General features: G+C 72.1%; 26 protein-coding genes and 2 pseudogenes. 7 read left to right on the forward strand and 21 right to left on the reverse strand.

Features of this window, described 5'->3' with window-relative positions; all coding sequences use genetic code 11:
- Nucleotides 1–124: 124 nt before the first annotated feature.
- From smc to AC4IHM_RS08850, 3 genes are all read right to left on the reverse strand, one after another.
- Nucleotides 125–3718, reverse strand: a complete 3594-nt coding sequence (gene smc, locus AC4IHM_RS08840; RefSeq protein ID WP_490866525.1) for a chromosome segregation protein SMC — start codon at nucleotides 3716–3718, stop codon at nucleotides 125–127.
- A gap of 274 nt (nucleotides 3719–3992) precedes the next feature.
- Nucleotides 3993–4205 (reverse strand): hypothetical protein, encoded by a 213-nt coding sequence (locus tag AC4IHM_RS08845; protein WP_490866526.1) that lies wholly within the window; start codon nucleotides 4203–4205, stop codon nucleotides 3993–3995.
- Nucleotides 4206–4584: 379 nt separating this feature from the next.
- Nucleotides 4585–4866, reverse strand: a complete 282-nt coding sequence (locus AC4IHM_RS08850; RefSeq protein WP_490866527.1) for an acylphosphatase — start codon at nucleotides 4864–4866, stop codon at nucleotides 4585–4587.
- A gap of 176 nt (nucleotides 4867–5042) precedes the next feature.
- Between AC4IHM_RS08850 and AC4IHM_RS08855 the strand changes: the two genes are divergently transcribed.
- Complete coding sequence (locus AC4IHM_RS08855) at nucleotides 5043–6203, forward strand: CAP domain-containing protein (protein ID WP_490866528.1); 1161 nt, start codon at nucleotides 5043–5045, stop codon at nucleotides 6201–6203.
- Nucleotides 6204–6270: 67 nt separating this feature from the next.
- Nucleotides 6271–6675, forward strand: coding sequence for a winged helix-turn-helix transcriptional regulator (locus tag AC4IHM_RS08860; protein WP_490866529.1), 405 nt, complete (start codon nucleotides 6271–6273; stop codon nucleotides 6673–6675).
- Here AC4IHM_RS08860 and mutM read toward each other — a convergent pair.
- From mutM to AC4IHM_RS08905, 9 genes and pseudogenes are all read right to left on the reverse strand, one after another.
- Nucleotides 6672–7529, reverse strand: coding sequence for a bifunctional DNA-formamidopyrimidine glycosylase/DNA-(apurinic or apyrimidinic site) lyase (mutM, locus tag AC4IHM_RS08865; RefSeq protein WP_490866530.1), 858 nt, complete (start codon nucleotides 7527–7529; stop codon nucleotides 6672–6674). The two genes, AC4IHM_RS08860 and mutM, sit on opposite strands and share 4 nt — an antisense overlap.
- A gap of 89 nt (nucleotides 7530–7618) precedes the next feature.
- A complete protein-coding gene (rnc, locus tag AC4IHM_RS08870) occupies nucleotides 7619–8470 on the reverse strand; it encodes a ribonuclease III (RefSeq protein ID WP_490866531.1) in 852 nt (283 codons plus the stop codon).
- A 7-nt stretch (nucleotides 8471–8477) separates the two neighbouring features.
- Nucleotides 8478–8651, reverse strand: a complete 174-nt coding sequence (gene rpmF, locus AC4IHM_RS08875) for a 50S ribosomal protein L32 (protein WP_003951102.1) — start codon at nucleotides 8649–8651, stop codon at nucleotides 8478–8480.
- Between the two features lie 2 nt (nucleotides 8652–8653).
- On the reverse strand, nucleotides 8654–9307 hold the full coding sequence (locus AC4IHM_RS08880) for a YceD family protein (RefSeq protein WP_490866532.1): 654 nt from the start codon (nucleotides 9305–9307) through the stop codon (nucleotides 8654–8656).
- A gap of 137 nt (nucleotides 9308–9444) precedes the next feature.
- Nucleotides 9445–10548: a cell division initiation protein gene (locus AC4IHM_RS08885; RefSeq protein ID WP_490866533.1), complete on the reverse strand. Its 1104-nt coding sequence runs from the start codon at nucleotides 10546–10548 to the stop codon at nucleotides 9445–9447.
- A gap of 121 nt (nucleotides 10549–10669) precedes the next feature.
- A complete protein-coding gene (gene coaD, locus AC4IHM_RS08890) occupies nucleotides 10670–11149 on the reverse strand; it encodes a pantetheine-phosphate adenylyltransferase (protein WP_490870790.1) in 480 nt (159 codons plus the stop codon).
- A gap of 26 nt (nucleotides 11150–11175) precedes the next feature.
- A pseudogene (rsmD, locus tag AC4IHM_RS08895) lies at nucleotides 11176–11766 on the reverse strand (16S rRNA (guanine(966)-N(2))-methyltransferase RsmD); the annotation flags it as partial.
- A 154-nt stretch (nucleotides 11767–11920) separates the two neighbouring features.
- Nucleotides 11921–14143: an ATP-dependent DNA helicase RecG gene (recG, locus tag AC4IHM_RS08900; RefSeq protein WP_490866534.1), complete on the reverse strand. Its 2223-nt coding sequence runs from the start codon at nucleotides 14141–14143 to the stop codon at nucleotides 11921–11923.
- Nucleotides 14144–14204: 61 nt separating this feature from the next.
- On the reverse strand, nucleotides 14205–15887 hold the full coding sequence (locus AC4IHM_RS08905) for a DAK2 domain-containing protein (RefSeq protein ID WP_490866535.1): 1683 nt from the start codon (nucleotides 15885–15887) through the stop codon (nucleotides 14205–14207).
- A 259-nt stretch (nucleotides 15888–16146) separates the two neighbouring features.
- On the opposite strand from AC4IHM_RS08905, the gene rpmB reads away from it, so the two are divergent.
- Both rpmB and AC4IHM_RS08915 read left to right on the forward strand, forming a co-directional pair.
- Nucleotides 16147–16332 (forward strand): 50S ribosomal protein L28, encoded by a 186-nt coding sequence (rpmB, locus tag AC4IHM_RS08910; RefSeq protein ID WP_490866536.1) that lies wholly within the window; start codon nucleotides 16147–16149, stop codon nucleotides 16330–16332.
- 190 nt (nucleotides 16333–16522) lie between these two features.
- Nucleotides 16523–16858, forward strand: a pseudogene (locus tag AC4IHM_RS08915) (FAD-dependent oxidoreductase); the annotation flags it as partial.
- On the opposite strand, the gene thiD reads toward AC4IHM_RS08915, so the two are convergent.
- Both thiD and AC4IHM_RS08925 read right to left on the reverse strand, forming a co-directional pair.
- Entirely contained in the window at nucleotides 16839–17636 is a 798-nt protein-coding gene (thiD, locus tag AC4IHM_RS08920) for a bifunctional hydroxymethylpyrimidine kinase/phosphomethylpyrimidine kinase (RefSeq protein ID WP_490866537.1), read from the reverse strand. The pseudogene AC4IHM_RS08915 and the gene thiD overlap by 20 nt on opposite strands.
- Nucleotides 17633–18601, reverse strand: a complete 969-nt coding sequence (locus AC4IHM_RS08925) for a thiamine-phosphate kinase (protein ID WP_490866538.1) — start codon at nucleotides 18599–18601, stop codon at nucleotides 17633–17635. The genes thiD and AC4IHM_RS08925 overlap by 4 nt, the downstream gene beginning before the upstream one ends.
- Nucleotides 18602–18828: 227 nt before the next feature.
- On the opposite strand from AC4IHM_RS08925, the gene AC4IHM_RS08930 reads away from it, so the two are divergent.
- Entirely contained in the window at nucleotides 18829–19062 is a 234-nt protein-coding gene (locus AC4IHM_RS08930) for an Lrp/AsnC ligand binding domain-containing protein (RefSeq protein WP_490866539.1), read from the forward strand.
- 233 nt (nucleotides 19063–19295) lie between these two features.
- Here AC4IHM_RS08930 and AC4IHM_RS08935 read toward each other — a convergent pair whose 3' ends face one another.
- From AC4IHM_RS08935 to AC4IHM_RS08945, 3 genes are all read right to left on the reverse strand, one after another.
- Nucleotides 19296–20453 carry a D-alanine--D-alanine ligase family protein gene (locus AC4IHM_RS08935; RefSeq protein WP_490866540.1) on the reverse strand — a complete coding sequence of 386 codons (1158 nt, stop codon included), beginning with the start codon at nucleotides 20451–20453 and terminating at the stop codon, nucleotides 19296–19298.
- A gap of 92 nt (nucleotides 20454–20545) precedes the next feature.
- Nucleotides 20546–21556 carry an NAD(P)H-dependent glycerol-3-phosphate dehydrogenase gene (locus AC4IHM_RS08940; RefSeq protein WP_490866541.1) on the reverse strand — a complete coding sequence of 337 codons (1011 nt, stop codon included), beginning with the start codon at nucleotides 21554–21556 and terminating at the stop codon, nucleotides 20546–20548.
- Nucleotides 21553–22353, reverse strand: coding sequence for a lysophospholipid acyltransferase family protein (locus AC4IHM_RS08945; RefSeq protein WP_490866542.1), 801 nt, complete (start codon nucleotides 22351–22353; stop codon nucleotides 21553–21555). Before AC4IHM_RS08945 ends, AC4IHM_RS08940 begins: the two co-directional genes overlap by 4 nt.
- A 143-nt stretch (nucleotides 22354–22496) precedes the next feature.
- On the opposite strand from AC4IHM_RS08945, the gene cofC reads away from it, so the two are divergent.
- Together cofC and AC4IHM_RS08955 are read left to right on the forward strand one after the other, a co-directional pair.
- The gene (gene cofC, locus AC4IHM_RS08950; protein WP_490866543.1) at nucleotides 22497–23135 is read left to right on the forward strand and encodes a 2-phospho-L-lactate guanylyltransferase; all 639 of its coding nucleotides are present in this window, start codon (nucleotides 22497–22499) and stop codon (nucleotides 23133–23135) included.
- A 9-nt stretch (nucleotides 23136–23144) separates the two neighbouring features.
- Nucleotides 23145–23348 (forward strand): hypothetical protein, encoded by a 204-nt coding sequence (locus AC4IHM_RS08955; RefSeq protein ID WP_490866544.1) that lies wholly within the window; start codon nucleotides 23145–23147, stop codon nucleotides 23346–23348.
- A gap of 120 nt (nucleotides 23349–23468) precedes the next feature.
- Here AC4IHM_RS08955 and AC4IHM_RS08960 read toward each other — a convergent pair whose 3' ends face one another.
- From AC4IHM_RS08960 to leuC, 4 genes are all read right to left on the reverse strand, one after another.
- A complete protein-coding gene (locus tag AC4IHM_RS08960) occupies nucleotides 23469–24122 on the reverse strand; it encodes an HU family DNA-binding protein (RefSeq protein ID WP_490866545.1) in 654 nt (217 codons plus the stop codon).
- A gap of 137 nt (nucleotides 24123–24259) precedes the next feature.
- Nucleotides 24260–24490 (reverse strand): SCO5555 family protein, encoded by a 231-nt coding sequence (locus tag AC4IHM_RS08965; RefSeq protein WP_399882174.1) that lies wholly within the window; start codon nucleotides 24488–24490, stop codon nucleotides 24260–24262.
- A gap of 276 nt (nucleotides 24491–24766) precedes the next feature.
- A complete protein-coding gene (gene leuD / locus AC4IHM_RS08970) occupies nucleotides 24767–25360 on the reverse strand; it encodes a 3-isopropylmalate dehydratase small subunit (protein ID WP_490866546.1) in 594 nt (197 codons plus the stop codon).
- A 5-nt stretch (nucleotides 25361–25365) separates the two neighbouring features.
- Nucleotides 25366–26796, reverse strand: coding sequence for a 3-isopropylmalate dehydratase large subunit (leuC, locus tag AC4IHM_RS08975; protein WP_490866547.1), 1431 nt, complete (start codon nucleotides 26794–26796; stop codon nucleotides 25366–25368).
- Between the last annotated feature and the right edge of the window lie 93 nt (nucleotides 26797–26889).

Below are 26889 nucleotides of genomic sequence, written 5' to 3' on the forward strand. Positions count from 1 at the left end.
CAGCGCTGCCGGAGTGGTTCGCCCTTCGCGGTACCACCAGGAAGGGGCCTGAAGGCAAAGCAACGTCGAAGTCGATGTGACCGGGGGGGGACGGCAGGGCAGGGCGGTCGGGGCGTCCGGAGACCTAGCGCAGCCGCTGGCTGATGACCTTGGACACTCCGTCGCCCTGCATGGACACGCCGTAGAGCGCGTCGGCGACCTCCATCGTCCGCTTCTGATGCGTGATGACGATCAGCTGCGAGGCCTCCTGCAGCTCCTGCATGATCCGGATCAGCCGCTGGAGGTTGGTGTCGTCGAGCGCCGCCTCGACCTCGTCCATGACGTAGAACGGGCTCGGCCGCGCCTTGAAGATCGACACCAGCATCGCCACCGCGGTCAGCGAGCGCTCCCCGCCCGAGAGCAGCGAGAGCCGCTTGACCTTCTTCCCCGGCGGCCGGGCCTCAACGTCCACGCCCGTGGTGAGCATGTCGTCGGGGTCGGTCAGCACGAGCCGCCCCTCACCGCCCGGGAACAGCCGGCCGAAGACGCCCTCGAACTCACGGGCGGTGTCCCGGAATGCCTCGGCGAAGACCTGCTCGACGCGTTCGTCGACCTCCTTGACGACCTGGAGCAGGTCGGCGCGGGTCTTCTTCAGGTCTTCCAGTTGCTCGCCGAGGAACTGGTGCCGCTCCTCCAGCGCCGCGAACTCCTCCAGGGCCAGCGGGTTGACCTTGCCGAGCTGCTGGTAGGCGCGCTCGGCGGCCCTCAGCCGCTTCTCCTGCTCGGCGCGTACGAAGGGCCGGGGAAGGCCGCGCGGGTCCTCGCCCGCGGCGCGGCCGCCGTGGGAGCCGGTGTCCGGGGGCACCTCAGCGTCGGCGGGGGGCGAGGCCGGTACCAACTGATGGGGGCCGTAGTCGGCCATGAGCCCCGCCGGTTCCACACCTAATTCCTCCAGCGCCTTGGTCTCCAGCTGCTCGATGCGCAGCCGCTTCTCGGCGCCGAGTACCTCGCCCCGGTGGACTGAATCCGTCAACTTGTCCAGCTCCGCCTTGAGGTCGCGTCCGGCGGTGCGCGCGGCGGTCAGTTCCTGTTCGCGCCGGGCCTTGGCCGCCTCGGCGACGGTGCGCTCCTCGTCGGCGCGGGTCAGCGAGACCTCGATGTGGGCGAGCAGTTGCCGGGCCCCGGAGGAGACCGCCTCGGCGACGGCCGCCTCGTGCCGCAGCCTGGCCCGCCGCTGTTCGGCACGCGCGCGTGCCTCGCGTTCCGCGCGGGCCGCCCGGTCCAGGGAGTCGGCCCGTCCGGCGAGGCCCTTGACCCGCTCCTCGTGGGTACGGGCCTGGAGGCGGGCCTCCATCTCGGTCTGGCGGGCGTTGGCACCGTCGGCGGCGAGCCGGTCGCGCACGGAGGTGTCCGGTTCCTGCGCGCCGTCCTCCCCGAAGGGGGCGCTCTCCTCGGCGACGGCCAGCCGCTCCGCCAGCTCCTCGACCTCCGCCAGCGCCCTGTCCAGCGCCTCCTGCGCCCGTGCCGCCGCCGCGGCGGAGCGTTCCGCCTCACCGGCGGCACCCCGGGCCTGCCCCGCGAGCCGGCCCAGCCGCTGGGCGACGGACGACTTCTCCCGGTCGGCGGCCCGGCGCCGCTCCCCCAGCTCCTCGACGAGCGCGGCGCGCTCCCGGCGCCGCTCGACGGCCGCGTCCTGCGCCTCGGCGAGTTCCTCGCACCGCACGCCCAGTTCCGCCAGCTCCGCGGCGGCCCGGTCCACGGACGCCCGCACCTCCAGAAGACTGGGCGCGCCCGCGGACCCGCCCTGCGCGAAGTGGGCGCCCAGCAGGTCTCCCTCGGCGGTGACGGCGGTCAGCGCGGGATGGGCTCGGACCAGGCCCTCGGCGTCCTCCAGGCTCTCCACGACGACGATCCCGCGCAGCAGCCGCCGTACCGCGGGCATCAGTTCGGCCGGCCCCCGCACGAGGTCGGCCGCGTAGGTCAGCCCGTCGGCGGGCGCTTCCCGGGGCCCGTCGCCGGGGGCGCCGGCGAGCAGCAGGGCGGCCCGGCCCGCGTCCTGCTTGCGCAGCAGGCGGATGGCCTCGGCGGCGGCCGCGGGGGAGGTCACCGCGAGGGCGTCGGCGGCCGTGCCGAAGGCGGTGGCCAGGGCGGTCTCGTGGCCGGGCGTCACGGTGAGCAGGCCCGCGGCGGGGCCGAGCAGTCCGGTGATCCTGTCCTTGGCGGCGAGCAGCGCGCCGCTGCCGTCCTTGCGCCGCAGGCCCAGCGCGAGGGCCTCGTGGCGGGCCCGGGTCGCGGCGCGCTCGCGCTCGGCCACGGTGGCCGCCTCGCGGGCGGCGCCCAGGGCGGTCTCCGCCTCGGCCAGCGCCCGCCGGGCCGCGTCGTGCCGCTCGGCGAGTTCCCGGTCGTCGGCGTCGAGGCCGTCGACCTCGGCCTGGAGCGTCTCGTACTCCTCCTGCGCGGCGGCCGCCCGTTCCCCGGACTCGTCCCGCGCCTCGGCCAGCCGCTCGATCTCGGCCTGGGCGGAGGCGGCGCGCGAGCGGGCGGCGGCGACCTGGCCGCCGAGCCGGGCCAGCCCCTCGCGGCGGTCGGCGAGGGCGCGGGCGGCGTCCTTGAGACGGCGCTCCTCCAGGGCCAGTTCGCGTTCGAGGTCGGCGCGGTGGGCGACCGTGTCCTCCAGGGCCCGCTCGGCGGCCTCGAGGGCCGCCTCGATCTCGGCCTCCTGCTCGCGGACGCGGGCGGCCTCGCGCTCCAGCTCCTCCGGGTCACGGCCGCGCCGCTCCTCGGGGGGCGCGGAGGTGGCGCTCTTCACGCGCGCGTCGGCCAGCGAGATCGTGCCGCGCACCCGTTCGGCGAGCTGGGACAGCTCGTACCAGGTCTGCTGGGCGCGCTGGAGGCGCGGGGCGAGCCGGCGCACCTCGTCCTCCAGGTCGGCCTCGCGGCGCAGCGCCCTGCCCAGTTCCTGCTCGGCGGCTTCCTTGCGTTCCTTGAGCGCGGCCTCGTCGGCGATCTCACTGCGCAGTGCCTCGCGCAGCCGTACGAGGTCGTCGGCGAGGAGTCTGAGCCGCGCGTCACGCAGTTCGGCCTGGATGACGCCGGCCCTGCGCGCGACCGCCGCCTGCCGGCCCAGGGGCTTGAGCTGGCGCCGCAGTTCGTCGGTGAGGTCCTGCACGCGCGCGAGGTTGGCCTGCATCGCGTCCAGCTTCCGCAGCGCCTTCTCCTTGCGCTTGCGGTGCTTGAGGACGCCGGCGGCCTCCTCGATGAAGGCGCGGCGGCCCATGGGGTCGGCGTGCAGGACGGAGTCGAGCTGGCCCTGGCCGACGATGACGTGCATCTCGCGGCCGATGCCGGAGTCGGAGAGGAGTTCCTGGATGTCGAGGAGGCGGCAGGTGTCGCCGTTGATCTGGTATTCGCTGCCGCCGTTGCGGAACATGATCCGCGTGATGGTGACCTCGGCGTACTCGATGGGCAGGGCCCCGTCGGAGTTGTCGATGGTCAGCGACACCTCGGCCCGGCCGAGCGGGGGGCGGCCGGTGGTGCCGGCGAAGATGACGTCCTCCATCTTGCCGCCGCGCAGTGACTTGGCGCCCTGCTCGCCCATGACCCAGCTGAGCGCGTCGACGACATTGGACTTGCCCGAGCCGTTGGGTCCGACGACGCAGGTGATGCCGGGCTCGAACCGGAGCGTGGTCGCCGAGGCGAACGACTTGAACCCGCGCAGGGTCAGGGCCTTCAGGTGCACGCCGCCGGACTCTACCTCTCGGGGATGTCTCACTCCATGAACCGGTGAACCGTCGCGGTTTCACCGGTGAACGTGCAGGGCACATCAGACGTTGAAGAGAGTGAAAGGATGCGCGGGGAAGGAAAAGGCGGGCGGACGCAGGCGCTGGGACGGGGGCCGGGAAAGAAGAAGGGACGCCGAAGCGTCCCTTGCAGACTCTGACACCAGAGCGGTTGTACGGGCGTACTAGCAGCACACCCCACCACTGCCGTGCCGAAGTGAAGCGGTGCAGTGATCAGGTGAACGCAGGCTCCGCCTGGTGTGCGTCAACGCTCTCCATGCTCTCCATGATCCTGTCGTGAGAAGCGGCAGCCGCCAGCGCGTCGTTCTCCGCCTGGATTCGTCCGAGTTCGGATTCCAGGTCCTGGACGCGCTGCTGGAGCCGTCGCATCTCGGCGAGGAGTCGAGGGTCGGAGCCGCCGACGTAACCGAGAAGCGCCTTTGCCATGATGGATGGTCCTCCACAATGAGTGACCGACCGAAGCGGTGTGGGTCGTGAGGGAATCGCACCCGCGGTGCTTGGCACTCTTGAGTTTTTACTGCCGTTCAACCATGCCAAACAGCTAAGGTGCGCGGGGCTTTCAGAGTCTCACCAAAAAGTTTGACGGTCAACACGATCACGCCCCGTATCGGCGGGCGCCCGGGGGCATGCGGCCGGCGAACGGCGACGCTGCGACTCCTGCGGACCCCTGGGGGCGTGGCGGTCGATCTGCGTCGGGAGCCTGCCACGACGGGGCCGTCTTGGCAACCACCTGCCCGTTTTCGCCTCCGCCGCCCCCTGGAGCCGGGTCGCGGCGACTGTGCGCGGGCCCTCGCGCGAGCGGGCGTCAGCGGATGGCGAAACCGTCGTAGCCGCCGCGAGGTGTGTCCCAGATCTCGGTGACGCCGTCCACGCGTCCGGGCGTGTCGTCACCGTGCAGCCACCGGAGCAGTCCCTCGCAGCGCTCGCGCGGGCCCTCCGCGACGACCTGGACCCGTCCGTCGGCGAGATTGAGAGCAAAGCCACTCATCCCGCCCAGCTCCAGCGCCCTGGCCCGCGTGAACCAGCGGAAACCCACACCCTGGACCTGTCCGCGCACCCACGCGACCAGTCGTACATCCTCGTTCATGACTGCAACCTAACCAGTCAATGTCTTGCCGGGCACTTCACCCTCTTGCGGCATGCGGTACCGTCCCGACCCAGTGAATCTCATTTGAAACTCACTCGATCGTGTGAGTTCCGTGTTGATCGTGCGCACACGTCGACCGCGAGGACCGTGAGAACGAGGACGAGGAAGGCCAGGACATGGGACGCCACCGACGCTCAGACGCCGGCCGCGCCGCCACGGGCCGCGCAGCGGGGGGCCGCCCGACGGACGGCGCGACGGGACCGGGCCCCGGCCCGCAGACCCCGGACATGGGCGACCGCTCCACGATGGGGATCGCGCCGTACCTGAACCCCGAGGCGTACGAGGAGGTCCGCGCGCGGAGCGAGGCCTATCTGTTCGCGGCCGACGCCGCGGACGGCGACGCCCCGCAGGCCGCCCGTACGGTGGCCTTCCCCAGTGCCGGCTACACGCCCGAGGCCGGCCCCGAGGCCGCGGGCGGGCACCGGCGCCGCCGGAAGAAGGCCGCCACTCCGGTCCGCACGGGTCTGCTCGGTGTCTCGGCCGCGGTCGCCATCGGCACGGTGGCGGTGGCCACGGGCGCGGTGCCCGGCCTCGACAACTACCGGATCGGCGGCGGGGGCGGCGGGGGCGACCGGGTGCAGGCCCAGGACGCCCCGACGAACAGCCCGGCCGAGCAGGGCGGCACCGCCGGAAGCGCCGACACCGGCCGTGGCGGCGACGCCGCCACGAGCCGGGGCGCCGACCGGTCCTCGTCGCCCTCCGGGTCCGCCTCGTCCAAGCCCTCCGCGCCGCCCTCCGCCGCCGCGGCCGCTCCCTCGGCGCCAGCCTCGAAGCCCGCCGCCGCGGCCGGGACGCCGTCGCAGCCGACGCCGCCGCCCGGCGCGAAGGCGACGCCCGCGCCCTCGGCTCCGGCCGCCGAGGAAAATGCGCGGTCCAGCGCGCCCGCCGCCGTCTCGGAGGAGGCCGTCGCCCAGGCCCAGGTGCTCAAGCTCGTCAACGACGAGCGGGCCAAGGCGGGCTGCAGCCCGGTGGCCGCCAACAGCGCCCTGCGCGAACTGGCCGAGGACTTCAGCGAGGCCATGGCCGCACAGGGCTTCTTCGACCACACCGACCCCAGCGGCGCGACCCCCTGGGACCGGGCCGCGGCGGCCGGCATAAGCAACCTCGGCGGCGAGAACATAGCCCGCGGCCAGGCCGACGCCCAGGCCGTGATGGCCGCCTGGATGGACAGCCCCGGCCACCGCGCCAACATCCTGAACTGCGACTTCCAGACCCTGGGAGTAGGAGTCCACTTCGGCTCCGGCGGGCCCTGGTGGACCCAGAACTTCGGCTACTGAGCACACCCCCACCACCCCCGCCCCGCGCGCTCTGCGGGGCGGGTCCGTGCTCGCGTACGCTGGTTGCATGGCGACCACGCAGGAGCGCGCTGCGGAGCAGGATCTCCCGTACGACGTGTTCTCCAGGGCGTGTCCCTCGCGCGGCACGCTGGAGCACGTCACCGGGCGCTGGGGCGCGCTGACGCTCGGCGCGCTGTACGACGGTTCCTTCCGGTTCAACGAGTTGCGGCGCCGCGTCGACGGCGTCAGCGAGAAGATGCTGTCCCAGACCCTGCACGCGCTGGAGCGCGACGGCCTGGTGCACCGCGAGGCCCAGCCCACCAACCCGCCCCGCGTGGACTACGAACTCACGGCGCTGGGACATGAGGTGGCCGGACGGCTGGTCGCGCTCATCCAGTGCGTGGAGGGGCGGATGGACGAGGTGCTGGCCTCGCGCGAGCGGTACGACGCCCGCCGGCCCGAGGTGTTCTAGGGCAGGCGGGGCGCCCGCTGGCACTTGGGGCAGAAGTAGCTGGAGCGGTTCATCCACGGCCGGCGGCGCATCGGCGTGCCGCAGCGGCGGCACGGCAGGCCCTCCCGGCCGTACGCGTCGAGCGAGCGGTCGAAGTAGCCGGACTCGCCGTTGACGTTCACGTAGAGGCTGTCGAAGCTGGTGCCGCCGACGGCCAGGGCTTCGTTCATCACGTCCCGGACGTGCCCGAGCAGCTCGGTGGTGCGGGGGCGGGTGAGGGTCGCCGTGGGGCGTTCGTAGTGCAGGCGGGAGCGCCACAGGGCCTCGTCCGCGTAGATGTTGCCGACACCGCTGATCAGCGACTGGTCGAGCAGGGCCCGTTTGACCGTGGTGCGTCTGCGGCGCAGCGCCAGGTGGAACGCCTCGTCGTCGAAGAGCGGGTCGAGGGGGTCGCGGGCGATGTGCGCGATGACGTCGGGCAGCCCGTCGGGGGTGGTGTCGTGCAGCGACAGGCCGCCGAAGGTCCGCTGGTCGACGAAGCGGAGTTCGGTGGGGCGGGCGTCGGCGAAGCGGATCCGGACCCGCAGGTGCTTCTCGGCCGGTGCCTCGTGCGGCTGGACCAGCAGTTGGCCGCTCATGCCGAGGTGGGCCAGGACCGCCTGGTCGGTGTCCTCCAGGGGCAGCCACAGGTACTTGCCGCGGCGGCGTGGCGTGCCGACGCGGTGGCCCTTGAGGCGGTGGGCGAAGTCGTCGGGTCCCGCGACGTGCCGGCGTACCGCGCGCGGGTGCAGCACCTCGGCGTCGGCGACGGTCCGGTGGGCGACCCAGCGCTCCAGGCCGCGCCGGACGACCTCTACCTCGGGCAACTCGGGCATGGCACTTCCTCGGGTGGGCCGGTGGACGAGCCGAACGCCCGCCCCGGGGAGCGGGGCGGGCGTTCGGAACGTGCGGTGGGTCGGACGGATCAGGCCGATGCCGACGGGGCGTCGGCGCTCGGTTCGGCGACGGCTTCGGCGGCCGGCGGGCCGTCCGTCGTCGCCTTGGCGCGCTCGTCCGCCGCGGCCCGGATGGACCGCCACGCGGATTCCGCGGCCTGCTGCTCCGCCTCCTTCTTGCTGCGGCCGGTGCCGGTGCCGTACGAGACGCCTCCGACGCGGGCGGCAGCAGTGAAGGTCTTCTCGTGGTCGGGGCCGGTCTCCGTGACCAGGTACTCGGGGACGCCGAGCCCTTCGGTCGCGGTGAGTTCCTGGAGGCTGGTCTTCCAGTCCAGGCCGGCACCGAGGTTGGAGGACTTCTCGATCAGCGGGTCGAACAGGCGGTGCACCAGTTCGGAGGCCGCGTCGAGGCCCTGGTCGAGATAGACCGCGCCGATCACCGCTTCGAGGGTGTCGGCGAGGATGGACGCCTTGTCCCGGCCCCCCGTGCCCTCTTCACCACGGCCGAGCCGGATGAAGGAGCCGAGTTCGAGCCCACGGCCCACCTCCGCCAGCGCACGCGAGTTGACCACCGCGGCCCGCAACTTGGCCAACTGGCCTTCGGGCAGGTCGGGGTGGGTGCGGTACAGCGTGTCCGTGACGACGAGGCCGAGGACGGAGTCACCGAGGAACTCCAGCCGCTCGTTCGTCGGCAGACCGCCGTTCTCGTACGCGTAGGAACGGTGGGTCAGCGCGCGCACCAGAAGGGCGGACTCCAGCCGATAGCCGAGCCGCCCTTCCAGAAGCGTGTGGGACGAGGCCTGGGTGTCCGCCTTCTTCTTGGCGGGTGGGTCCGCCTTGGCGTCTTCCGCCTTCTTGGGGACTGACACGGTGCCTCTCACCAGCCGCTCAGACCTCGAGGACCTGGCGCTTGTTGTAAGTGCCGCAAGACGGGCACGCGATGTGCTGCTGCTTGGGCTCGTGGCAGCGCTCGCACGCAACCAGGGTGGGGACCGCAGCCTTCCACTGCGACCGGCGGTGGCGCGTGTTGCTGCGCGACATCTTCCGCTTCGGAACAGCCACGGCTACTTCTCCTGCTTCTCGGCGGCGTCCGCGGATCCTGACCCGTCGCCGCTCATCTCGTCCTTCTCGCCGTCTTCGAGTGAACCGGCGAGTCCCTGCAATGCCGCCCAACGGATGTCGACGGCGTCGTGGTGGTGGTCCGGATCGTCCGCCAGGCGTGCCCCGCACTCGGAGCACAGACCCGGGCAGTCCTCCCGGCACACCGGCTGCATCGGCAGTGCGAGCACCACCGCGTCGCGCAGCACGGGTTCGAGGCCGATCAGTCCGTCCTCGACGAAGAGCCTGTCCTCGTCGTCCTCGGCGTCGTCGCCCGGTTCCGCCACGGGGCGGCCACGGTCGTCGGCGTCAGGGTACGAGAACATCTCCTGGAAGTCCGCCACGAGCTTCTGCTCGAGCGGCTCCAGACACCTTACGCACTCCCCCGCGGCCTTGGCACGGGCGGTGCCCGTGACGAGCACGCCCTCCATGACCGACTCGAGCCGGAGGTCGAGTTCCACCGGGGCGCCTTCCGGCACTCCGATGACTCCCTGGACACCGAAGTCCTTGGGAGCGTCGACCGTGCGGGTCAGGCGCTGGAGCGCACCGGGCCGCCGCCCCAGCTCGTGTGTGTCGAACACGAGGGGGTCGCGGTGGTCGAGGCGCGCGTTCAGAACCATTCCTGCTTTCGGTCTTTCGTGACTGGGGGGCGCCGCCCTTCGGTGTTCCCGGGCAGCGGCGATCGCGGACGTACGCGCGACCGAAGAGCCAGGATACTGGACCATTCGCTCTCGGCCCAATCCGGTCCCGCCAGACCTCAGAGTCCGCGCCCCTGCTCGTAGGCCCGCAACTGCTCGGCGCTGATCATGCCGGTGTCGAAGAGGCTGGTCTCGTCGAGCGCCTGCGGCTGGGCCTGCGGGGGCTGGGCCGTCTGCTGGGGCTGTGCGTAGCCCTGCCCGCCGTCGTACCCCTGCTGCTGGGCGTCGTAGCCCTGGTAGCCGTACGGGTCGGCGGTCTGCTGCTGGTAGCCGTACGGGTCCTGGCCGCCGTCGTAGGCCTGCTGGTACCCGCCGTACGGATCGGGCTGCTGCTGGGCGTAGCCGTAGACCGGCTCCTGGGTGGGCATCTCCGGGACTGCCTGGGCCGGTGCCTGGGCCGCGACCGGCTGCGGCTCGGCGTACTCATGCCGGCGGGGCTGCTGGGCGGGGGTGTCCGAGAGGCCGGCGAGGTAGTCGGCGTCGCTGGAGTGCTGGACGGTGCTCATGTCGTCCGCGAGGGCGCCGAGGTCGTCGGTGGCGATCCGGCCGTGCAGCTTCTGGCGGCCCCGGCCGACCGCGTCCAGGGTCTTGGCCAGCACGGCCTCGAAGGCGCCGAGCTTGGTGTCGACGTAGGTGTCGGCGTCGCGGCGCAGTGTCTCCGGGTCGTGGCTGCGCTCGGGGGCGTCCTCGTCCTCGTAGCCGTTCTCGTCGAGGCCGGGTCCGGTGCCGAGCAGCTTCTCGCGGCCCCGGCCGACGGAGCCGAGGGTCTTGGTGAGGACGACCTCGAAGTTGGCGAGCTTGGAGTCGACGTAGTCGTCGGCCTCGGCGCGGACCTCCTCGGCCTCCTGGCGGGCCTCGGCGAGGATCCGGTCGGCCTCGGCCTGCGAGCGGCGGGCGACCTCGGTGCCGGAGATCAGCGAACCGCGCTCGGCGTGCGCGCTCTCGATGATCCGGTCGGCCTCCTGGCGGGCCTGCGCGACCATCTGCTCCCGGTCGCCGATCAGCTCCTGGGCCTGGGCGAGGGAGCCGGGCAGTTCGGCGCGCAGATCCTCCAGCATCGACAGCAGTTCGGCGCGGTTGACCACGCACGAGGCCGACATGGGCATGGCTCGGGCGCCGGAGACCATCGCGGTGATCTCGTCGAGCTTGTTCTGCACGTCCACCGTGTGCTCGCCACTCTCTACAGCTGTGTTGGAGACGGACGGAACGACTGTACGACCCCGGGATGTCCTGGGGACACCGGGTGACGGATTGTCAGTCTCCGGAGGCTGTGCGGCGGCTCGGTCAGGACTTGCCCAGGCGTTCCGAGAGCGCTTCGAGGACCAGCGGCGGCACCAGGTGGGCCACGTCGCCGCCCCAGGTCGCGACCTCCTTGACCAGGGAGGACGACAGGAAGCTGTAGGTGGGGTTGGTGGGGATGAAGAGGGTCTCCACACCCGAGAGGCCGTTGTTCATCTGGGCCATCTGCAGCTCGTAGTCGAAGTCGCTGACCGCCCGCAGGCCTTTGACGATGGCCGGGATCTCGCGCTGCTTGCAGAAGTCGACGAGCAGGCCGTGGAAGGACTCCACGCGTACGTTCCCGTACTCGGCGGTGACCCGGCGGATGAGGTCGATCCGCTCGTCGATCTCGAACAGGCCCTTCTTCGCCTGATTGATCATCACGGCGACGTAGACCTCGTCGTAGAGGCTGGAGGCACGGGCAATGATGTCGAGGTGTCCGTTGGTGATCGGGTCGAACGACCCGGGACAGACGGCACGGCGCACTTGTGTTCCCTCGCTCTCCGGTCCGGTCATCGTGCGTCTTCGCACGTAGAGGCGGCGCGACCGTACCAAAACGTTCCCTCGCCGTAGCGACGGGCCCGGACCGCCTCGAAGCCTCGCGGCCAGCTGAATTCGCCGCCTCTGGTGCTGCGCTCCACGGTGACGAGCGCCTGCCCGGCGAGCCAGCCCCCGGTACGGAGTGTGAGCAGGATCTCGCGGAGATCGTCGTCGCCGACGGCGTACGGCGGGTCAAGGAAGACGATGTCGTACGGCTCGGCCGGGGCCGAGGTGCGGATGATCTGTTCCGCTTTGCCCGCCCTGGCCTCGGCGCCGGGCAGGCCGAGGGCCTTGACGTTCTCCCGGACGGTGCGGGCGGCGCGGGCGTCGGCCTCGACGAGCAGGACGTGCCCCGCGCCCCGGGACAGCGCCTCCAGGCCGACGGCGCCGGAACCGGCGTACAGGTCGAGGACCCGCTCGCCGTCGAGCGGGCCGCCCAGCAAGGACTGCCAGGTGGAGAAGAGGCCCTCGCGCGCCCGGTCGGAGGTGGGGCGGGTGCGGGTGCCCGGCGGGACGGCGAGGCGACGTCCGCCGGCCTTGCCTGCGATCACGCGGGTCATCTGGGGGTCCTTGGTCGTGGGGTCTGTCCTGGTTCAGTTTCGCAGGCGGAGGCGGGGGGTCCGTGTCGTGGGCGAGCGCGGGGCCGTCCCGCCTCTCTCCCCCACGCGGCGCAGCCGCACACCGACGCGGCCCCGCGCCCCTGGAGGCGCGCCCGCCTCAGCCCTTTTCCAAGTACTGCTCCCGCTCCTCGTCCAGGAGGGCGTCCAGGGCCGTGCGCAGCCCCGGCAGGCCGGTCAGCTCCGGGTCGGCGGCGACGACGGCCGCCGCCTCCTGTCTCGCCTGGGCGATGATCTCCTCGTCCTCGATGACGGCGAGCACGCGCAGCGAGGTCCGGGCGCCGGACTGGGCCTGGCCGAGGACATCGCCCTCACGGCGCTGTTCGAGGTCGATGCGGGAGAGTTCGAAGCCGTCGAGGGTGCCCGCGACGGCGTTCAGCCGCTGCCGGGCCGGGCTCGCCTCGGGCATCTCGGTGACCAGCAGGCACAGGCCGGGGGCGGAGCCCCGGCCGACCCGGCCGCGCAACTGGTGCAGTTGGGAGACGCCGAAGCGGTCGGCGTCCATGATCACCATCGCGGTGGCGTTGGGGACGTTGACGCCGACCTCGATGACCGTCGTGGCGACCAGCACGTCGGTCTCCCCGGCGGCGAAGCGGCGCATGACGGCGTCCTTGTCGTCGGGCGGCATCCTGCCGTGCAGGACCTCCACCTTGAGGCCCTGGAGCGGGCCCTGCGCGAGCTGCTCGGCGATGTCGAGGACGGCGAGCGGGGGCCGCTTCTCGGCGTCCGCCCCAAAGGGCGCCGGCTGCTTGGGGCCCTTCTTCGGGTCCTCGTCCTCGTCGCCGATGCGCGGGCAGACGACGTACGCCTGGTGGCCGCCGGACACCTCCTCGCGCACCCGCTCCCAGGCCCGGGTGAGGAAGTGCGGTTTGTCGGCGGCCGGGACGACATGGCTGGCGATCGGGGACCGGCCGGCCGGGAGCTGGTCCAGGACGGAGGTCTCCAGGTCGCCGAAGACGGTCATGGCGACGGTGCGCGGGATGGGCGTGGCGGTCATGACGAGCAGGTGCGGGGGTTGTCTGCCCTTGCCGCGCAGGGCGTCGCGCTGCTCGACGCCGAAGCGGTGCTGTTCGTCGACGACGACCAGAGCGAGGTCGTGGAAGCGCACCTTGTCCTCGATCAGCGCGTGGGTGCCGATGACGATGCCGGCCTCGCCGGTGGCCAGGTCCAGCAGGGCGGGCCGGCGGGCGGCGGCTCCCATGGAGCCGGTGAGCAGGACCACCTTGGTGGCGTGTTCGGCGCCGCCGAGCATTCCGCCCTCGGCCAGCTCCCCCATCATCTCGACGACCGACCGGTGGTGCTGCTGGGCGAGCACCTCGGTGGGCGCCAGCATCACGGCCTGTCCGCCTGCGTCGACGACGGCGAGCATGGCGCGCAGGGCCACCATCGTCTTGCCGCTGCCCACCTCCCCCTGGAGCAGGCGGTGCATGGGGTGGTCGGTGGCGAGGTCGTCGAAGATCTCCCGGGAGACCTTCCGCTGGCCGTCGGTGAGGGTGAAGGGCAGGCGGTCGTCGAAGGCCGTGAGCAGTCCGTCCGGGCTCGGTCTCCTGGGGACGGCGGGGAGCTGGGTTTCGGCGTGGCGGCGGCGGGCGAGGGCGACCTGGAGGACGAATGCCTCGTCCCACTTCAGTCGGGCGCGGGCGTCCTCGATGTCCGCCTTGGTGTGCGGCCGGTGGATCTTGAGGAGGGCTTCGGGGAGGGGGACCAGGCCCCGGCCCCCGGCCAGGGAGCCGGGGAGCGGGTCGACGGCCTCCTGCGCGCTGGGCAGCACCGTCTGGACGGCCTTGGCGATCTTCCAGGACTCCAGCTTGGCGGTGGCCGGGTAGAGGGGGATGAGGGCGCCCGCCCAGGACTCGACGCTCTCGGTGCCGTCGTCGTCATCGCCGCTGCGCAGCAACTCGTATGCCGGATGGGCCAGTTGCAGTCGGCGGTTGAAGACGGAGACCTTGCCCGCGAACATCGCGCGGGTACCCGGCAGGAGTTCCTTGTGGGGCTTGCGGACGCCGTTGCCGAAGAAGACCAGTTGGAGGCGGCCGCTGCCGTCCGTGATGGTCACTTCGAGGCGCTGCCCCTTGCCGCCCGGGGCCTTCGACGAGGCGAAGGTGTGCAGGCGGGCGTCGGCGACCTGGGCCACCACCGTGACGTGCTCGTCCATGGGCAGGTCGGCTAGGTGGGTGAGCTGGCCGCGCTCCTCGTACCTGCGGGGGTAGTGGTGGAGGAGGTCGCCGACGGTGTGCAGGCCGAGGTGCTCGGCCATCACCTTCGCGGTGGCGGGGCCGAGCACCTTCTTCAGGGGTTCTTGCAGTGCGGGCACGAGATCCATTGCACACCACGCCGCTGACAATGGCCCGGCGCCTCCCGGGAAACCGCCCCGAAAGCCCGTGCTACTCCACGCCGACCAGCAGCAGCGCGCCCTGCCTGCCGCCCCGGTAGACCACCGTGTCGACGGCGAGGTAGGCCTCGCGGACGCGGGCCTCCAGGTGGTCGGCGACGCTCTCGGGCGCCTCGTCGCCGAGGACGAGGGTGACCAGTTCGCCGCCGGCCGCGAGCATGCGGTCCAGGACGGTCGCGGCCACCTCCGTGACATCCGCGCCGATCACGGCCACGTCGCCGTCGACGAGGCCGAGTACGTCACCGGCCTGGCAGATGCCCGCCGTGGTCCACGACTGGCGTTCGGCGACGGTGACCTCCGCGTGGCGGGTGGCGCCGGCCGCCGAGGTCATCGCCACCACGTCCTCGTCGAAGCGCCGCTCGGGCTCGTGCACGGCGAGCGCGGCGATGCCCTGCACCGCGGAACGGGTCGGGATGAGGGCGACCCTGATGCCTTCGGCGCGGGCCTGCTCGGCCGCCGCGGCCGCGGTGTGGCGCAGCTCGGCGTCGTTGGGCAGCAGTACGACCTCGCGCGCGTGCGCCCGCCGTACGGCCTGGACCAGCTCGCCGCTCGCGGGCGGCTCCCCGGGGCGCGCGAGCAGCGTGGTGGCGCCGGCCTCGGCGTACAGCCCGGCCAGGCCCTCCCCCGGCACGACGGCCACCACGGCGCGCTGGGTCCGCTCCCGGGGCGGGCGCTCGGTCCCGCCGGTGTGCACGTCGCCCTGGCCGAAGTGGGTGATGCGGATCCGGTACGGCCGTCCGGCCTCGACGCCCGCCTCCACGGCGGCGCCGGCGTCGTCGACGTGCACGTGGATGTTCCACAGTCCGTCGCCGCCGACCACGACGAGGGAGTCCCCGAGGGGGTCGAGCCGCTGCCGCAGGCGCGCCACGGCCGCGTCGTCGGCCTCCAGGAGGTAGATCACCTCGAAGGCGGGGCCGTCCTCGCCGTCCCGCGCGTCGGCGCACCCGCCCACGAGGTCCTCGCGGACGTGCTCCACGCGCGCGTGCGGCGCGAGGGCCGCCTCCGGCGCCGACGCCCGGCCCGTGAAGGTCTCCACCAGGGCCGCGAGGATTGCCACGAGGCCGCGTCCGCCGGCGTCGACCACTCCGGCGCGTTCCAGGACGGGCAGTTGGCCCGGGGTCGCGGCGAGCGCGGCGCGGGCACCCTCGTAGGCCGCGTGGGCGACTTCCGCGCAGTCGTCCCCCGCGCCCTCGGCCGCGTCGGCGGCGGCCGCGGCGACCGTGAGGACGGTGCCCTCGACCGGGTGGGCCACGGCCTGCCGGGCGGATTCGGCCGCGTGCCGCAGGGCCAGCCGCAGGCCGGTGCCTGCGGTGTGCGCGGATTCACTTCGCGCGGTGAGCACCTGGGACATGCCCCGCAGCAGTTGCGCGAGGATCGTGCCGGAGTTGCCGCGCGCGCCGATCAGCGCGCCGTGCGCCATGGCGCCCACGGCGTCCGCGAGCGAGGGGCCGTCGCTTCCCGCCGCCCCCGTCTCGTGCGCCGCGAACACGGCCTCCACGGCGGCGGTGGCCGACTCGACGGTCAGGTAGAGGTTCGTGCCGGTGTCCCCGTCCGCGACGGGATAGACGTTGATGGCGTCGATCTCCTCGCGCGCCCGTCCCAGCGCGCGCAGCGACAGGCCGCACCAGGTACGCACCGCCAGAGCGTCGAAGAACCTCTGCGGCACCTGCGCCACCTGCGCCTCCCTGAGCTGCTGGACGTGGCTGGCAGCGTAGACCGTGGGAGCGCGCCCGCCGGTAGAGGGCCGGGGCGGGCCCCTGAGCTGCCGTGGTAGTTTCGCTGTACGGGAGCAGCCGTTGTATGCTGCTCCGGTTGCCCGATCCGATCGGGCTCTTCCCCTGGCACCGCCACTCAGATCCCGGACCGAGTCCGGGACCTTGATCCCGGTGTGCCGGGATCAACCGTAAGTGCATCTGAAGTCTTTGGAGTGACCCGTGGCTGCCAACTGCAACGTCTGTGGCAAGGGGCCGGGCTTCGGCAACAACATCTCGCACTCGCACCGCCGTACGTCCCGTCGCTGGAACCCGAACATCCAGCGCGTGCGTACCGTGGTCGGCGGGACGCCGAAGCGCGTGAACGCTTGCACCTCGTGCATCAAGGCCGGCAAGGTCTCGCGCTGAGGCGTCAGCTGAGCGCGCGGCCACTGCCTGGTCCGCTGCACGGAGCCGGTCCACCTCGGGTGGGCCGGCTTTTTGCCGTGCCAGAATTCCGGGAATGCGCTTCGGGATCCTCGGCCCATTGGACATCCGCACCGACGACGGCGCCCCCGTCGACCCGGGCGGCCCCCGGCCCCGAGCGCTGCTGACGCTCCTGCTCGGTGACGCCGGGTACGGCGCCACCCTGGGCGGGATGGGTACGGGTGTGGCGGTCGTCGGCGCTCACGTGCTGGCCGGGGAACTCGCTCTGGCGGGCGGCGAGCACCGCAGCGCGTTCGCCGAGTACGAGGCGCGGATCCGGGACTTCGCCAAGGGCTGCCAGAAGGTCTCCGGCAACGCGGGGCCGTTCTTCGCGCCGCCCACCGAGCGCCGTGTCCGCAGCCGCGACCGCGTCTACCGCCTGCTCGGCTCGCGGTTGGCGGCCGGCCTCTTCAAGCGGCTCACGGAGAGGGCCGCCACCGGGATCCGGCTCAGGGACTATCCCGCCTGAGTGCCCAGCCGTGGTCCACCGGGCCGATGCCCTCGCCCAGCGGGTAGCCGGCCGCGATCGCGCCGGTGACGTACTCCTTGGCCGCCGCCGCGGCCTCCGGTACCGACTGGCCCTTCGCGAGGCCGCAGGCGATGGCCGACGCGAGGGTGCAGCCCGTGCCGTGGGTATGGCGGTTGTTGAGGCGCGGGGCGCGCAGCCAGTGCTCCTCGGTGCCGTCGGTGAGCAGGTCGACGGCGTCCCCGGCCAGATGGCCGCCCTTGATCAGCACCCAGCGCGGCCCGTACGCCAGCACGGCCGCCGCGGCCCGGCGCAGATCCGTGTCCGCCTCGACCCGTACGCCGGTGAGCTGGGCGACCTCGTCGAGGTTCGGGGTGGCGACCGTCGCCACCGGAAGCAGCCCGGTGCGTACGGAGTCCAGCGCGGAGGCGGCCAGCAGCGCGTCCCCGTGCTTGGAGACGCCGACCGGGTCGACGACGGCGGGGGCGTCGGCGGCGCCGATCAACTCGGCGACCGTCTCGACCAGTTCGGCGGAGGAGAGCATTCCGGTCTTGACCGCCTGGACGCCGATGTCGTCGACGACGCTGCGGTACTGGGCCCGTACCGCGTCCGCGGGCAGTTCCCAGGCGCCCTGCACGCCGAGGGAGTTCTGCGCGGTCACCGCGGTGAGCACGCTCATGCCGTGAGTGCCGAGGGCGAGCATCGTCTTCAGGTCGGCCTGGATGCCGGCGCCGCCGCCCGAGTCGGAGCCCGCCACGGTCAGGACCAGGGGCGGCCTCAAGACTCCACGTCCCCGCCGAAGTGGTCCCAGCCGCCGCTGCGGGTCCACGGCGCCCCGTCGACGGTCACCTGGGGCAGCGCCGAGGGGTTGAGGACCTCGCCGATGACCTTCCAGCGGGCGGGGAGCTTCACGTCCGGCGGGAAGGTGGCCACGATCGCGTGGTCCTCTCCCCCGGTCAGCACCCACTGCATGGGGTCGACGCCGACGGCCTGTCCGATGTCGTTCATCTGGGACGGGATGTCGATCCGGCCGGAGCGCACGTCGATGCGCACCTTGCTGGCCTCGGCGATGTGCCCGAGGTCGGCGATGAGCCCGTCGCTCACGTCGCACATCGCGGTGGCGCCGAGCCCCGCGGCGGCCGGTCCCGCGTGGTAGGGCGGCTCGGGGCGCCGGTGGGCCTCGACGAAGGCGCGCGGCGAGCGGAAGCCGCGGGACAGCACGGCGTACCCGGCCGCGGACCAGCCGAGCCAGCCGGTCACCGCGACGAGGTCGCCGGGCTGTGCGCCGCCCCGGGTGACGGGCTCCTGGTTGCGCAGGTCGCCGAGCGCGGTGATGGAGACGGTGATCGTGTCGCCGCGCGCCACGTCGCCGCCGACCACGGAGGCGCCGGCGACCTGGCACTCGTCGCGCAGCCCGTCCATCAGCTCGGTCGGCCAGGTCACCGGCAGTTCGGCGGGCACGACCAGGCCGAGCAGCAGCGCGGTCGGCACCGCGCCCATGGCGGCGATGTCGGCCAGGTTCTGCGCCGCCGCCTTGCGGCCCACGTCGTACGCGGTGGACCAGTCCCGGCGGAAGTGCCGTCCCTCCACGAGGATGTCGGTGCTGGCCACCACCCTGCGGTCCGGCGCGGCCACCACCGCGGCGTCGTCACCGGGGCCGATCCGGACCGCCGGGGTGGTGGTGAGACGGGAGGTGAGCTCCCTGATGAGCCCGAACTCCCCCAGCTCACCAACAGTGCCCTTCATCGCCTTGGCTCCCCTTCTGTGCCTGTCCGTGCCCGCTCGCGCGTCAGCTCTGTCCTCGTTGCGGCCGAAGCGCCCGTCGCCACGGTCGGCATGATCGTCAACCCGTGTCATCCCGGCCCCCCGGCGCGCGACGCCCCCGCCTCGCGGGTCTCCCCGTGAAGAGCGACGACGCGATACCGTGGCGTTCCTTTTCCCCACATGATCCTCGTGGCCGCTCTGGAGGTTCCGTGGTACAGGCGTACATCCTGATCCAGACGGAGGTCGGCAAGGCGTCGGCCGTCGCCGGGACGATCAGCAAGATCCCTGGAGTGATCCAGGCCGAGGACGTGACAGGACCCTATGACGTCATCGTCCGCGCCCAGTCCGGCACCGTGGACGAACTGGGTCGCATGGTGGTCGCCAAGGTCCAGCAAGTGGAAGGCATCACCCGTACTCTGACCTGTCCGGTCGTGCATCTCTAGCCCCTTCCGCCCGCTCGCTCTCGCACTGTTGATCGCCGCCGCAGGCTGCTCCTCGGCAGACGACAGCGAGTCGGCGGCGGTTCCCGCCCCGGACACGAGGTCACGAGGCTGTGGCGGAACCCGGACACGGCGCTGCCGCCGGCGAGCGGCGGGCTGGGGAAACCCGCTGATCATACTGCGAGAAGGCGATCCCCGAGAGGATCGCCTTCGTGGTCGTACGCGGGCGTGAGGCGTCAGCGCAGTCCCGTGGACCGCCGCAGTGCGGCCTGGACCAGCCGGTCCACCAGCTCCGGGTAACTCACGCCGCTCGCCTGCCACATCTGCGGATACATGGAGATCGGCGTGAAGCCGGGCATGGTGTTGATCTCGTTGATCACGAACTCGTCGTCCTCGGTGAGGAAGAAGTCCGCGCGCACCAGTCCCTCGCAGGACGCCGCGTCGAAGGCCAGCACGGCGAGCCGCTTCACCTCGGCGGTCTCCTCGGGCGTGAGCGGAGCGGGCACGACGCCGGGGGTGGAGTCGATGTACTTGGCCTCGAAGTCGTAGTACGCGTGCTCCGTGGGCGGCGGGATCTCCGCGGGGGCGGAGGCCCGGGGGCCCTGCTCGAACTCCAGCACCCCGCACTCGATCTCCCGGCCGCGCAGCGCCGCCTCGACCAGGATCTTCGGGTCGTGGCGCCGGGCCTCCTCGATCGCCTCGTCGAGCCCGGCGAGGTCGTCGACCTTGGTGATGCCGATCGAGGAGCCCGCGCGCGCGGGCTTCACGAACAGCGGCCACCCGTGCTCGCCGGCGAAGTCGACGATCCTGCGGCGGGCGCCGGACCGGTCCTGCTCCCACTCGCGGGGCCGGATCACCACGTACGGGCCGACCTTCAGCCCGTAGGAGGTGAACACCGCCTTCATGTACTCCTTGTCCTGGCCCACGGCCGAGGCGAGCACGCCCGAGCCCACGTAGGGCACGCCGGACAGCTCCAGCAGACCCTGGAGGGTGCCGTCCTCGCCGTACGGGCCGTGCAGCACGGGGAAGACGACGTCGACCTCGCCCAGCGCCTTGGGCACCGAGCCGGGTTCGCTGTAGACGACTTCGCGGTTGGCGGGGTCGACGGGCAGCACCACGGCGCCCTCGGTCGACTCGGCCAGTTCCTCGACGTCCGGCGTGCGGCGCTCGGTGATCGCCATGCGTTCGGGTTCGTCGGCGGTGAGGGCCCAGCGGCCGTCGCGGGTGATGCCGATCGGCAGGACGTCGTACTTGGTCCGGTCGATGGCAGCGAGGACGGCGCCGGCGGTGACCACGGAGATCCCGTGCTCGGAGCTGCGCCCGCCGAACACGACGGCCACACGCGGCTTGCGAGGCGGCTGTTCGGGGCTCTGGGGGAGGTTCTCGGTGCTCATATCGCGTTGAGAGTACCCGCCCGTAGGGCCCTGAGACAGCGTCGGCGGGGCCGCGTGGCGCGGGTGGCGCCCGGGGTCCGCACCGGCGTCGCTCAGCGTCGTTCGGGCTTCGCGCTGCGCGACATCAGCTCCTTCACCGCGACCACCGGGGACTTGCCCTCGTGGACGATGGCGACGACCGTCTCGGTGATCGGCATGTCGACGCCGTGCCTGCGGGCCAGATCCAGCACCGACTCGCAGGACTTGACGCCCTCGGCGGTCTGCCTGGTGACCGCGACGGTCTCCTGGAGGGTCATGCCCTTGCCCAGGTTGGTGCCGAAGGTGTGGTTGCGCGACAGCGGCGAGGAGCAGGTCGCCACCAGGTCGCCGAGCCCGGCCAGTCCGGAGAAGGTCAGCGGGTCGGCGCCGAGGGCGACTCCGAGGCGGGTGGTCTCGGCGAGGCCGCGCGTGATGAGGGAGCCCTTGGCGTTGTCGCCGAGGCCCATGCCGTCCGCGATGCCGACGGCCAGCCCGATGACGTTCTTCACGGCGCCGCCGAGTTCGCAGCCGACGACGTCGGTGTTGGTGTACGGGCGGAAGTACGGCGTGTGGCAGGCGGTCTGCAGGCGCCGGGCGACGGACTCGTCGCGGCAGGCGACCACGGCGGCGGCCGGCATGCGGGCGGCGATCTCCCGGGCCAGGTTGGGGCCGGTGACGACGGCGATCCGCTCGGCGCCGACCTTGGCGACATCCTCGACGACCTCACTCATCCGCATCGCGGAGCCGAGTTCGACGCCCTTCATCAGCGACACCAGGACGGTGCCGGGCGCCAGGAGGGGCCGCCAGTCGGCGAGGTTGGCGCGCAGCGTCTGGGAGGGGACGGCGAGGACGGTGAAGTCGGCGTCGTGCGCGGCCTCGGCGGCGTCGGCCGTGGCCCGCAGGCCGGCGGGGAGTTCGATGCCGGGCAGATAGTCCGGGTTGGCGCGGGTGGAGTTGACGGTGTCGGCCAGTTCGGCGCGGCGCCCCCACAGGGTGACGTCGCATCCGGCGTCGGCGAGGACCATGCCGAAGGCGGTGCCCCACGACCCGGTGCCGAAGACGGCCGCCTTGACGGGCTTGCTCACGTGCTCTGCCCTTCTGCCTGCGGTCCCTGCGTCCGGGCCCGCGTCGTGCGGGCCGCCTGCGACTGCGCCTGGGTGCGGCGCCGCTGCTCGATCCGCTCGCGGCGCGGGTCGTAGCGGCTCTCGGGCGCCTTCCGGCCGCGGATCTCCTCCAGCTGGCGCGTGACGGCGGCCATGATGACCTCGGTGACCTCCTTCAGCAGCTCCGCGGTCATCTCCCGGTCGTAGAACCGCGACAGGTCGACCGGCGGGCCCGCCAGCACCTGGTGGGTCTTGCGCGGGAGGATGCTGGGCTTCTTGGAGTACGGCGGCAGCAGTTCGTTGCAGCCCCACTGGGCGACGGGGATCACCGGGCACCTGGTCTGCAGGGCGACGCGCGCGGCACCCGTCTTGCCGGTCATCGGCCAGCCGTCGGGGTCGCGGGTGAGGGTGCCCTCGGGGTAGAAGGCGACGCACTCGCCGCGCTCCACTGCGTCGATCGCGGCCCGGAAGGCGCTGAGCGCGTCCGTGCTCTCGCGGTAGACGGGGATCTGCCCGGTGCCCCGCATCGCGGCGCCGACGAGTCCCTTCTTGAAAAGGCCGCTCTTCGCCAGGAATCGCGGCACGCGCCCGGTGTTGTACTGGTAGTGCGCGTACGCGAAGGGGTCGACGTGCGAATTGTGATTCACGGCGGTGATAAATCCACCGTCGGCCGGAATGTTCTCCATTCCCCGCCAGTCCCGCTTGATCAGAACCACCAGCGGCGGTTTGCAGATCACCGCGGCGAAGCGGTACCAGAAGCCGATTCTGCGGCGGGGCACGCTGACACCTTTCCTCCAGGGCCGTGGGCCGCACAAGTGTCGCCCCGCGCCGCCCGTCTGTCGAGAACACCGTACGCCCCGGCGAGTGAAGCGCCAGATCTCCCAGGTGACAATGACGGCGACGAGAGAAGGACGGAACGCTCGTGCAGTGGACCTTGGTCGTACCCGTGAAGCCCCTCACCCGGGCCAAGAGCAGGCTGTCGGACACCGCGGACGACGGGGTCCGGCCCGGCCTCGCGCTGGCGTTCGCACAGGACACCGTGGCGGCCGCGCTGGCCTGCCCGGCGGTCGCGGATGTGGCAGTCGTCACGGACGACGCACGGGCCGCGCGGGAGCTGTCGGCGCTGGGCGCGGTGGTCGTGACCGGCGAACCCGGCGGCGGTCTCAACGCCGCGCTGGCACACGGAGCCGCGGTGGTCCGGGCGGCGCGTCCGGACGGTCCGGTGGCCGCGCTCAACGCGGATCTTCCCGCACTGCGGCCGGCCGAATTGACGCGGGTCCTGGTGGCGGCAGCGCAATTCCCGCGCGCTTTTCTGCCGGATGCGGCCGGAATCGGAACCACCTTGCTGGCCGCGGCGCCCGGCCGTGAATTGGCCCCCGTTTTCGGCCCGGATTCACGCGCCCTCCACCGTGCGTCCGGCGCCGTTGAACTGACCCTGGAAGCAGTGGATTCGGTACGGCAGGACGTCGACACCGGCGGTGATCTGCGCAGCGCGCTGGCACTGGGAGTGGGGCCCCGTACGGCCGCGGTGGCCGCGCGGTTGCTGATCGCCGGGCAGTAGGCTGCCGGCATGCAGGCGACCGCGTACACGTACGACCCCGAAAGCCGCAGCGGGCAGGTGCTGCTGGACGACGGCACGCCCGTCCCCTTCGACGCGGCGGCGTTCGACGCGGGGGGTCTGCGGCTGCTGCGGGCCGGGCAGCGGGTGCGGATCGAGACCGAGGGCGCGGGCACGGACCGCCGGATCACGCTGGTGACGCTCCAGACCTTCTGACCTTCTGAGCGGCCGGGTGCCCCACGGGCGTGCGAACACGCCGCGGGCCGGACTCCGAGAGGGAGTCCGGCCCGGCGCGTGAGTGGCCCTGTGCCTGTTCGTCCGCCCGCTGCCCGCCGCCTACTTCTTGCGGGCGGTGGCCTTCTTGGCGGTGGTCTTGCGAGCGGCCGACTTCTTGGCCGGGGCCTTCTTGGCGGTCGCCTTCTTCGCCGGGGCCTTCTTGGCCGCGGTCTTCTTCGCCGCCGCCGTGGTGCTCTTGGCGGCGGACTTCTTGGCGGTGGTCTTCTTCGCCGTCGTCTTCGCCGCGCCGGTGGTCTTCTTGGCCGCCGTCTTCTTCGCCGCCGCCGTCTTCCTGGCCGCGCCCGCGGTCTTCTTCGCGGCGCCCGTCGCCTTCTTGGCGGCGGCCTTCTTGCCCGCGGCCCTGGAGATGGTGGGCGTCGGGCCGGACAGGCTGCCCTTGGGGGCCTTCTTGACCGCGATGTCGTTCTTCGGGAGCTTCTTCGAGCCGCTCACCAGGTCCTTGAAGCCCTGGCCCGCGCGGAAGCGCGGTACGGAGGTCTTCTTGACCCGAACCCGCTCCCCCGTCTGCGGGTTGCGGGCGTAGCGGGCCGGGCGGTCGACCTTCTCGAAGGAACCGAAGCCGGTGACCGAGACCCGATCGCCCGCGACGACCGCGCGGACCAGGGCGTCCAGGACCGCGTCGACGGCGTCGGCGGCCTGCTGCCGGCCGCCCAGTTTGTCCGCAATCGCTTCTACGAGCTGCGCCTTGTTCACGTCTTCCCCTTCGGAGACATCGCCAGAACGAATGTGTTCAAGCTTTTTCGCACGTTAGGCAGATATATACCGCAAATCAAACACGAAACGGGCTAATCACCCTTGTGCCGCAACGGACTCGGGCCGTGCCGGCCTGTTCAGCCTTCCTCTTCGGGGAATCGACCCTCGTCGAGGTCCGCGGTGAACCGCTCCAGACGCCTTGCCGCACCGGCGAGATCGTGTTTGGCCGCGGCCGTAATGACCAGCAGCTTCCGGGTCAGCGCCATCCGTACGCCCTCCGGGACTTGCAGTGCGCGCACTCTTGTGTGCGCTTCCTTGAGCCGGACCGCGACCGCCGTATAGAGCTCGAGTTGGCCGTCGTGTTCCATGCACAGATTGTGCCATCTGGGGCGAGTTGTCGCCTGCCCAGGGGGCAACTGCTGCCTCACACGGTCACTCGGGCACACCCGCGAGCCACGTCTCCAGGACTCATTTACCCCGGCAACCACGCCTCTAACGTGGGAAGTTGTCTCTCACCGCCGTACCGGGCGGCCGTGTCCGTACCCGAAAACAGCCGTACCCCCGATCGGGCCGATCGGGGGTACGGCGGGTGTGTTGGGTGGCCGAAACTCGACCTCGCGGCGCCTCCTTGGGAGGCCCGGGGGTCAGACCCGGAGGGTCTGCGGCTTGAACGACGGGCGCTTCGCCTCGTACGCGGCGATGTCCGCCTCGTTCTGGAGGGTGATGGAGATGTCGTCCAGCCCGTTCAGCAGCCGCCAGCGGGCGTTCTCGTCCAGCTCGAAGGAGGCGGTGACGCCCTCGGCGCGGACCTCGCGGGACTCCAGGTCCACCGTGATCTCGGCCTGCGGGTCGCGCTCCGCGAGGTCCCAGAGCGCGTCCACGATCTTCTGGTCCAGGACCACCGTGAGCAGGCCGTTCTTCAGCGAGTTGCCGCGGAAGATGTCGGCGAAGCGGGAGGAGATCACCGCCTTGAAGCCGTAGTTCTGCAGCGCCCAGACGGCATGCTCGCGGGAGGAGCCGGTACCGAAGTCGGGACCGGCGACCAGGACCGTGGCACCCCGGCGCTCGGGCCGGTTGAGCACGAACTCCGGGTCCTTGCGCCAGGCCTCGAACAGCCCGTCCTCGAAGCCGTCCCTGGTCACCTTCTTGAGCCAGTGGGCGGGGATGATCTGGTCGGTGTCGACGTTGCTGCGGCGCAGCGGGACGGCCCGGCCGGTGTGCGTGATGAATGCTTCCATGACTCTCAGACTCCAGCGGGCGTGGGGACGTCGGCGGCGGACAGGTCGGCCGGGGAGGCCAGGTGACCCAGGACCGCCGTCGCGGCCGCGACCTGCGGCGACACCAGATGAGTGCGGCCGCCCTTGCCCTGCCGCCCCTCGAAGTTGCGGTTGGAGGTGGACGCGGAGCGCTCACCCGGGGCCAGCTGGTCCGGGTTCATGCCCAGACACATCGAGCAGCCCGCGTGCCGCCACTCGGCGCCGGCCTCCTTGAAGACCACGTCCAGACCCTCGGAGACGGCCTGCAGACCCACCCGCGCGGAGCCCGGGACGACCAGCATGCGTACGCCGTCGGCGACTTTGCGGCTCCGTACGATCTCGGCGGCGGCGCGCAGGTCCTCGATGCGGCCGTTGGTGCACGAACCTACGAAGACGGTGTCCACGTTGATGGAGCGCAGCGGCTGACCGGCCTCCAACCCCATGTACTCCAGGGCCTTTTCGGCGGCGAAGCGCTCCGAAGCGTCTTCGTAGGAGGCCGGGTCGGGGACGCTGGCGGACAACGGCGCGCCCTGGCCCGGGTTGGTGCCCCAGGTGACGAACGGGGCCAGCTCGGCGGCCTCGATGACCACCTCGGCGTCGAACTCGGCGTCGTCGTCCGTGCGCAGCGTCCTCCAGTACTCGACCGCCGCGTCCCAGTCCGCGCCCTCGGGGGCGTGCGCGCGGCCCCGGAGGTAGGCGAAGGTGGTCTCGTCCGGGGCGATCATGCCCGCGCGGGCACCGGCCTCGATCGACATGTTGCAGATGGTCATCCGGGCCTCCATCGAGAGCTTCTCGATGGCCTCGCCCCGGTACTCCAGGATGTAGCCCTGGCCGCCGCCGGTGCCGATCCTGGCGATGATGGCGAGGATCAGGTCCTTGGCCGTGACACCCTCGGGCAGTTCGCCGTCGACGGTGATCGCCATGGTCTTCGGGCGGGCCATGGGCAGCGTCTGGGTGGCCAGCACGTGCTCCACCTGGGAGGTGCCGATGCCGAACGCCAGGGCGCCGAAGGCTCCGTGCGTGGAGGTGTGCGAGTCGCCGCAGACCACGGTGGTGCCGGGCTGGGTCAGACCGAGCTGCGGGCCGACGACGTGCACGACGCCCTGCTCGACGTCGCCGAGCGGGTGCAGCCGGACGCCGAACTCGGCGCAGTTCTTGCGCAGCGTCTCCAGCTGGGCCCGGGAGACCGGGTCCGCGATGGGCTTGTCGATGTCGAGCGTCGGGGTGTTGTGGTCCTCGGTGGCGATGGTCAGGTCGAGCCGGCGCACCGGACGCCCGCCCTTGCGGAGGCCGTCGAAGGCCTGCGGGCTGGTCACCTCGTGCAGCAGGTGCAGATCGATGAAGAGGAGGTCGGGCTCACCTTCGGCGCGCCGGACGACGTGGTCGTCCCAGACCTTTTCCGCGAGTGTCCTACCCATCGCTTTCCCTCCGGCCGGCGACAAGTCGCCGACCCAACTAGAGATCTTGAGGAGACGGCGCCCTCGCCCCTGTTTCCGGGCAACCGCCGCCAG

Source organism: Streptomyces sp. SL06, assembly GCF_058244745.1.

Excerpts from the sequence above, each read along its gene's own strand:
- AC4IHM_RS08845 (WP_490866526.1), bottom strand. The coding sequence starts at position 4,205 with ATGGCAAAGGCGCTTCTCGGTTACGTCGGCGGCTCCGACCCTCGACTC.
- AC4IHM_RS08850 (WP_490866527.1), bottom strand. The coding sequence starts at position 4,866 with ATGAACGAGGATGTACGACTGGTCGCGTGGGTGCGCGGACAGGTCCAG.
- AC4IHM_RS08855 (WP_490866528.1), top strand. The coding sequence starts at position 5,043 with ATGGGACGCCACCGACGCTCAGACGCCGGCCGCGCCGCCACGGGCCGC.
- AC4IHM_RS08860 (WP_490866529.1), top strand. The coding sequence starts at position 6,271 with ATGGCGACCACGCAGGAGCGCGCTGCGGAGCAGGATCTCCCGTACGAC.
- mutM (WP_490866530.1), bottom strand. The coding sequence starts at position 7,529 with ATGCCCGAGTTGCCCGAGGTAGAGGTCGTCCGGCGCGGCCTGGAGCGC.
- AC4IHM_RS08880 (WP_490866532.1), bottom strand. The coding sequence starts at position 9,307 with ATGGTTCTGAACGCGCGCCTCGACCACCGCGACCCCCTCGTGTTCGAC.
- recG (WP_490866534.1), bottom strand. The coding sequence starts at position 14,143 with ATGGATCTCGTGCCCGCACTGCAAGAACCCCTGAAGAAGGTGCTCGGC.
- AC4IHM_RS08925 (WP_490866538.1), bottom strand. The coding sequence starts at position 18,601 with ATGAAGGGCACTGTTGGTGAGCTGGGGGAGTTCGGGCTCATCAGGGAG.
- AC4IHM_RS08935 (WP_490866540.1), bottom strand. The coding sequence starts at position 20,453 with ATGAGCACCGAGAACCTCCCCCAGAGCCCCGAACAGCCGCCTCGCAAG.
- AC4IHM_RS08955 (WP_490866544.1), top strand. The coding sequence starts at position 23,145 with ATGCAGGCGACCGCGTACACGTACGACCCCGAAAGCCGCAGCGGGCAG.
- AC4IHM_RS08965 (WP_399882174.1), bottom strand. The coding sequence starts at position 24,490 with ATGGAACACGACGGCCAACTCGAGCTCTATACGGCGGTCGCGGTCCGG.
- leuD (WP_490866546.1), bottom strand. The coding sequence starts at position 25,360 with ATGGAAGCATTCATCACGCACACCGGCCGGGCCGTCCCGCTGCGCCGC.
- leuC (WP_490866547.1), bottom strand. The coding sequence starts at position 26,796 with ATGGGTAGGACACTCGCGGAAAAGGTCTGGGACGACCACGTCGTCCGG.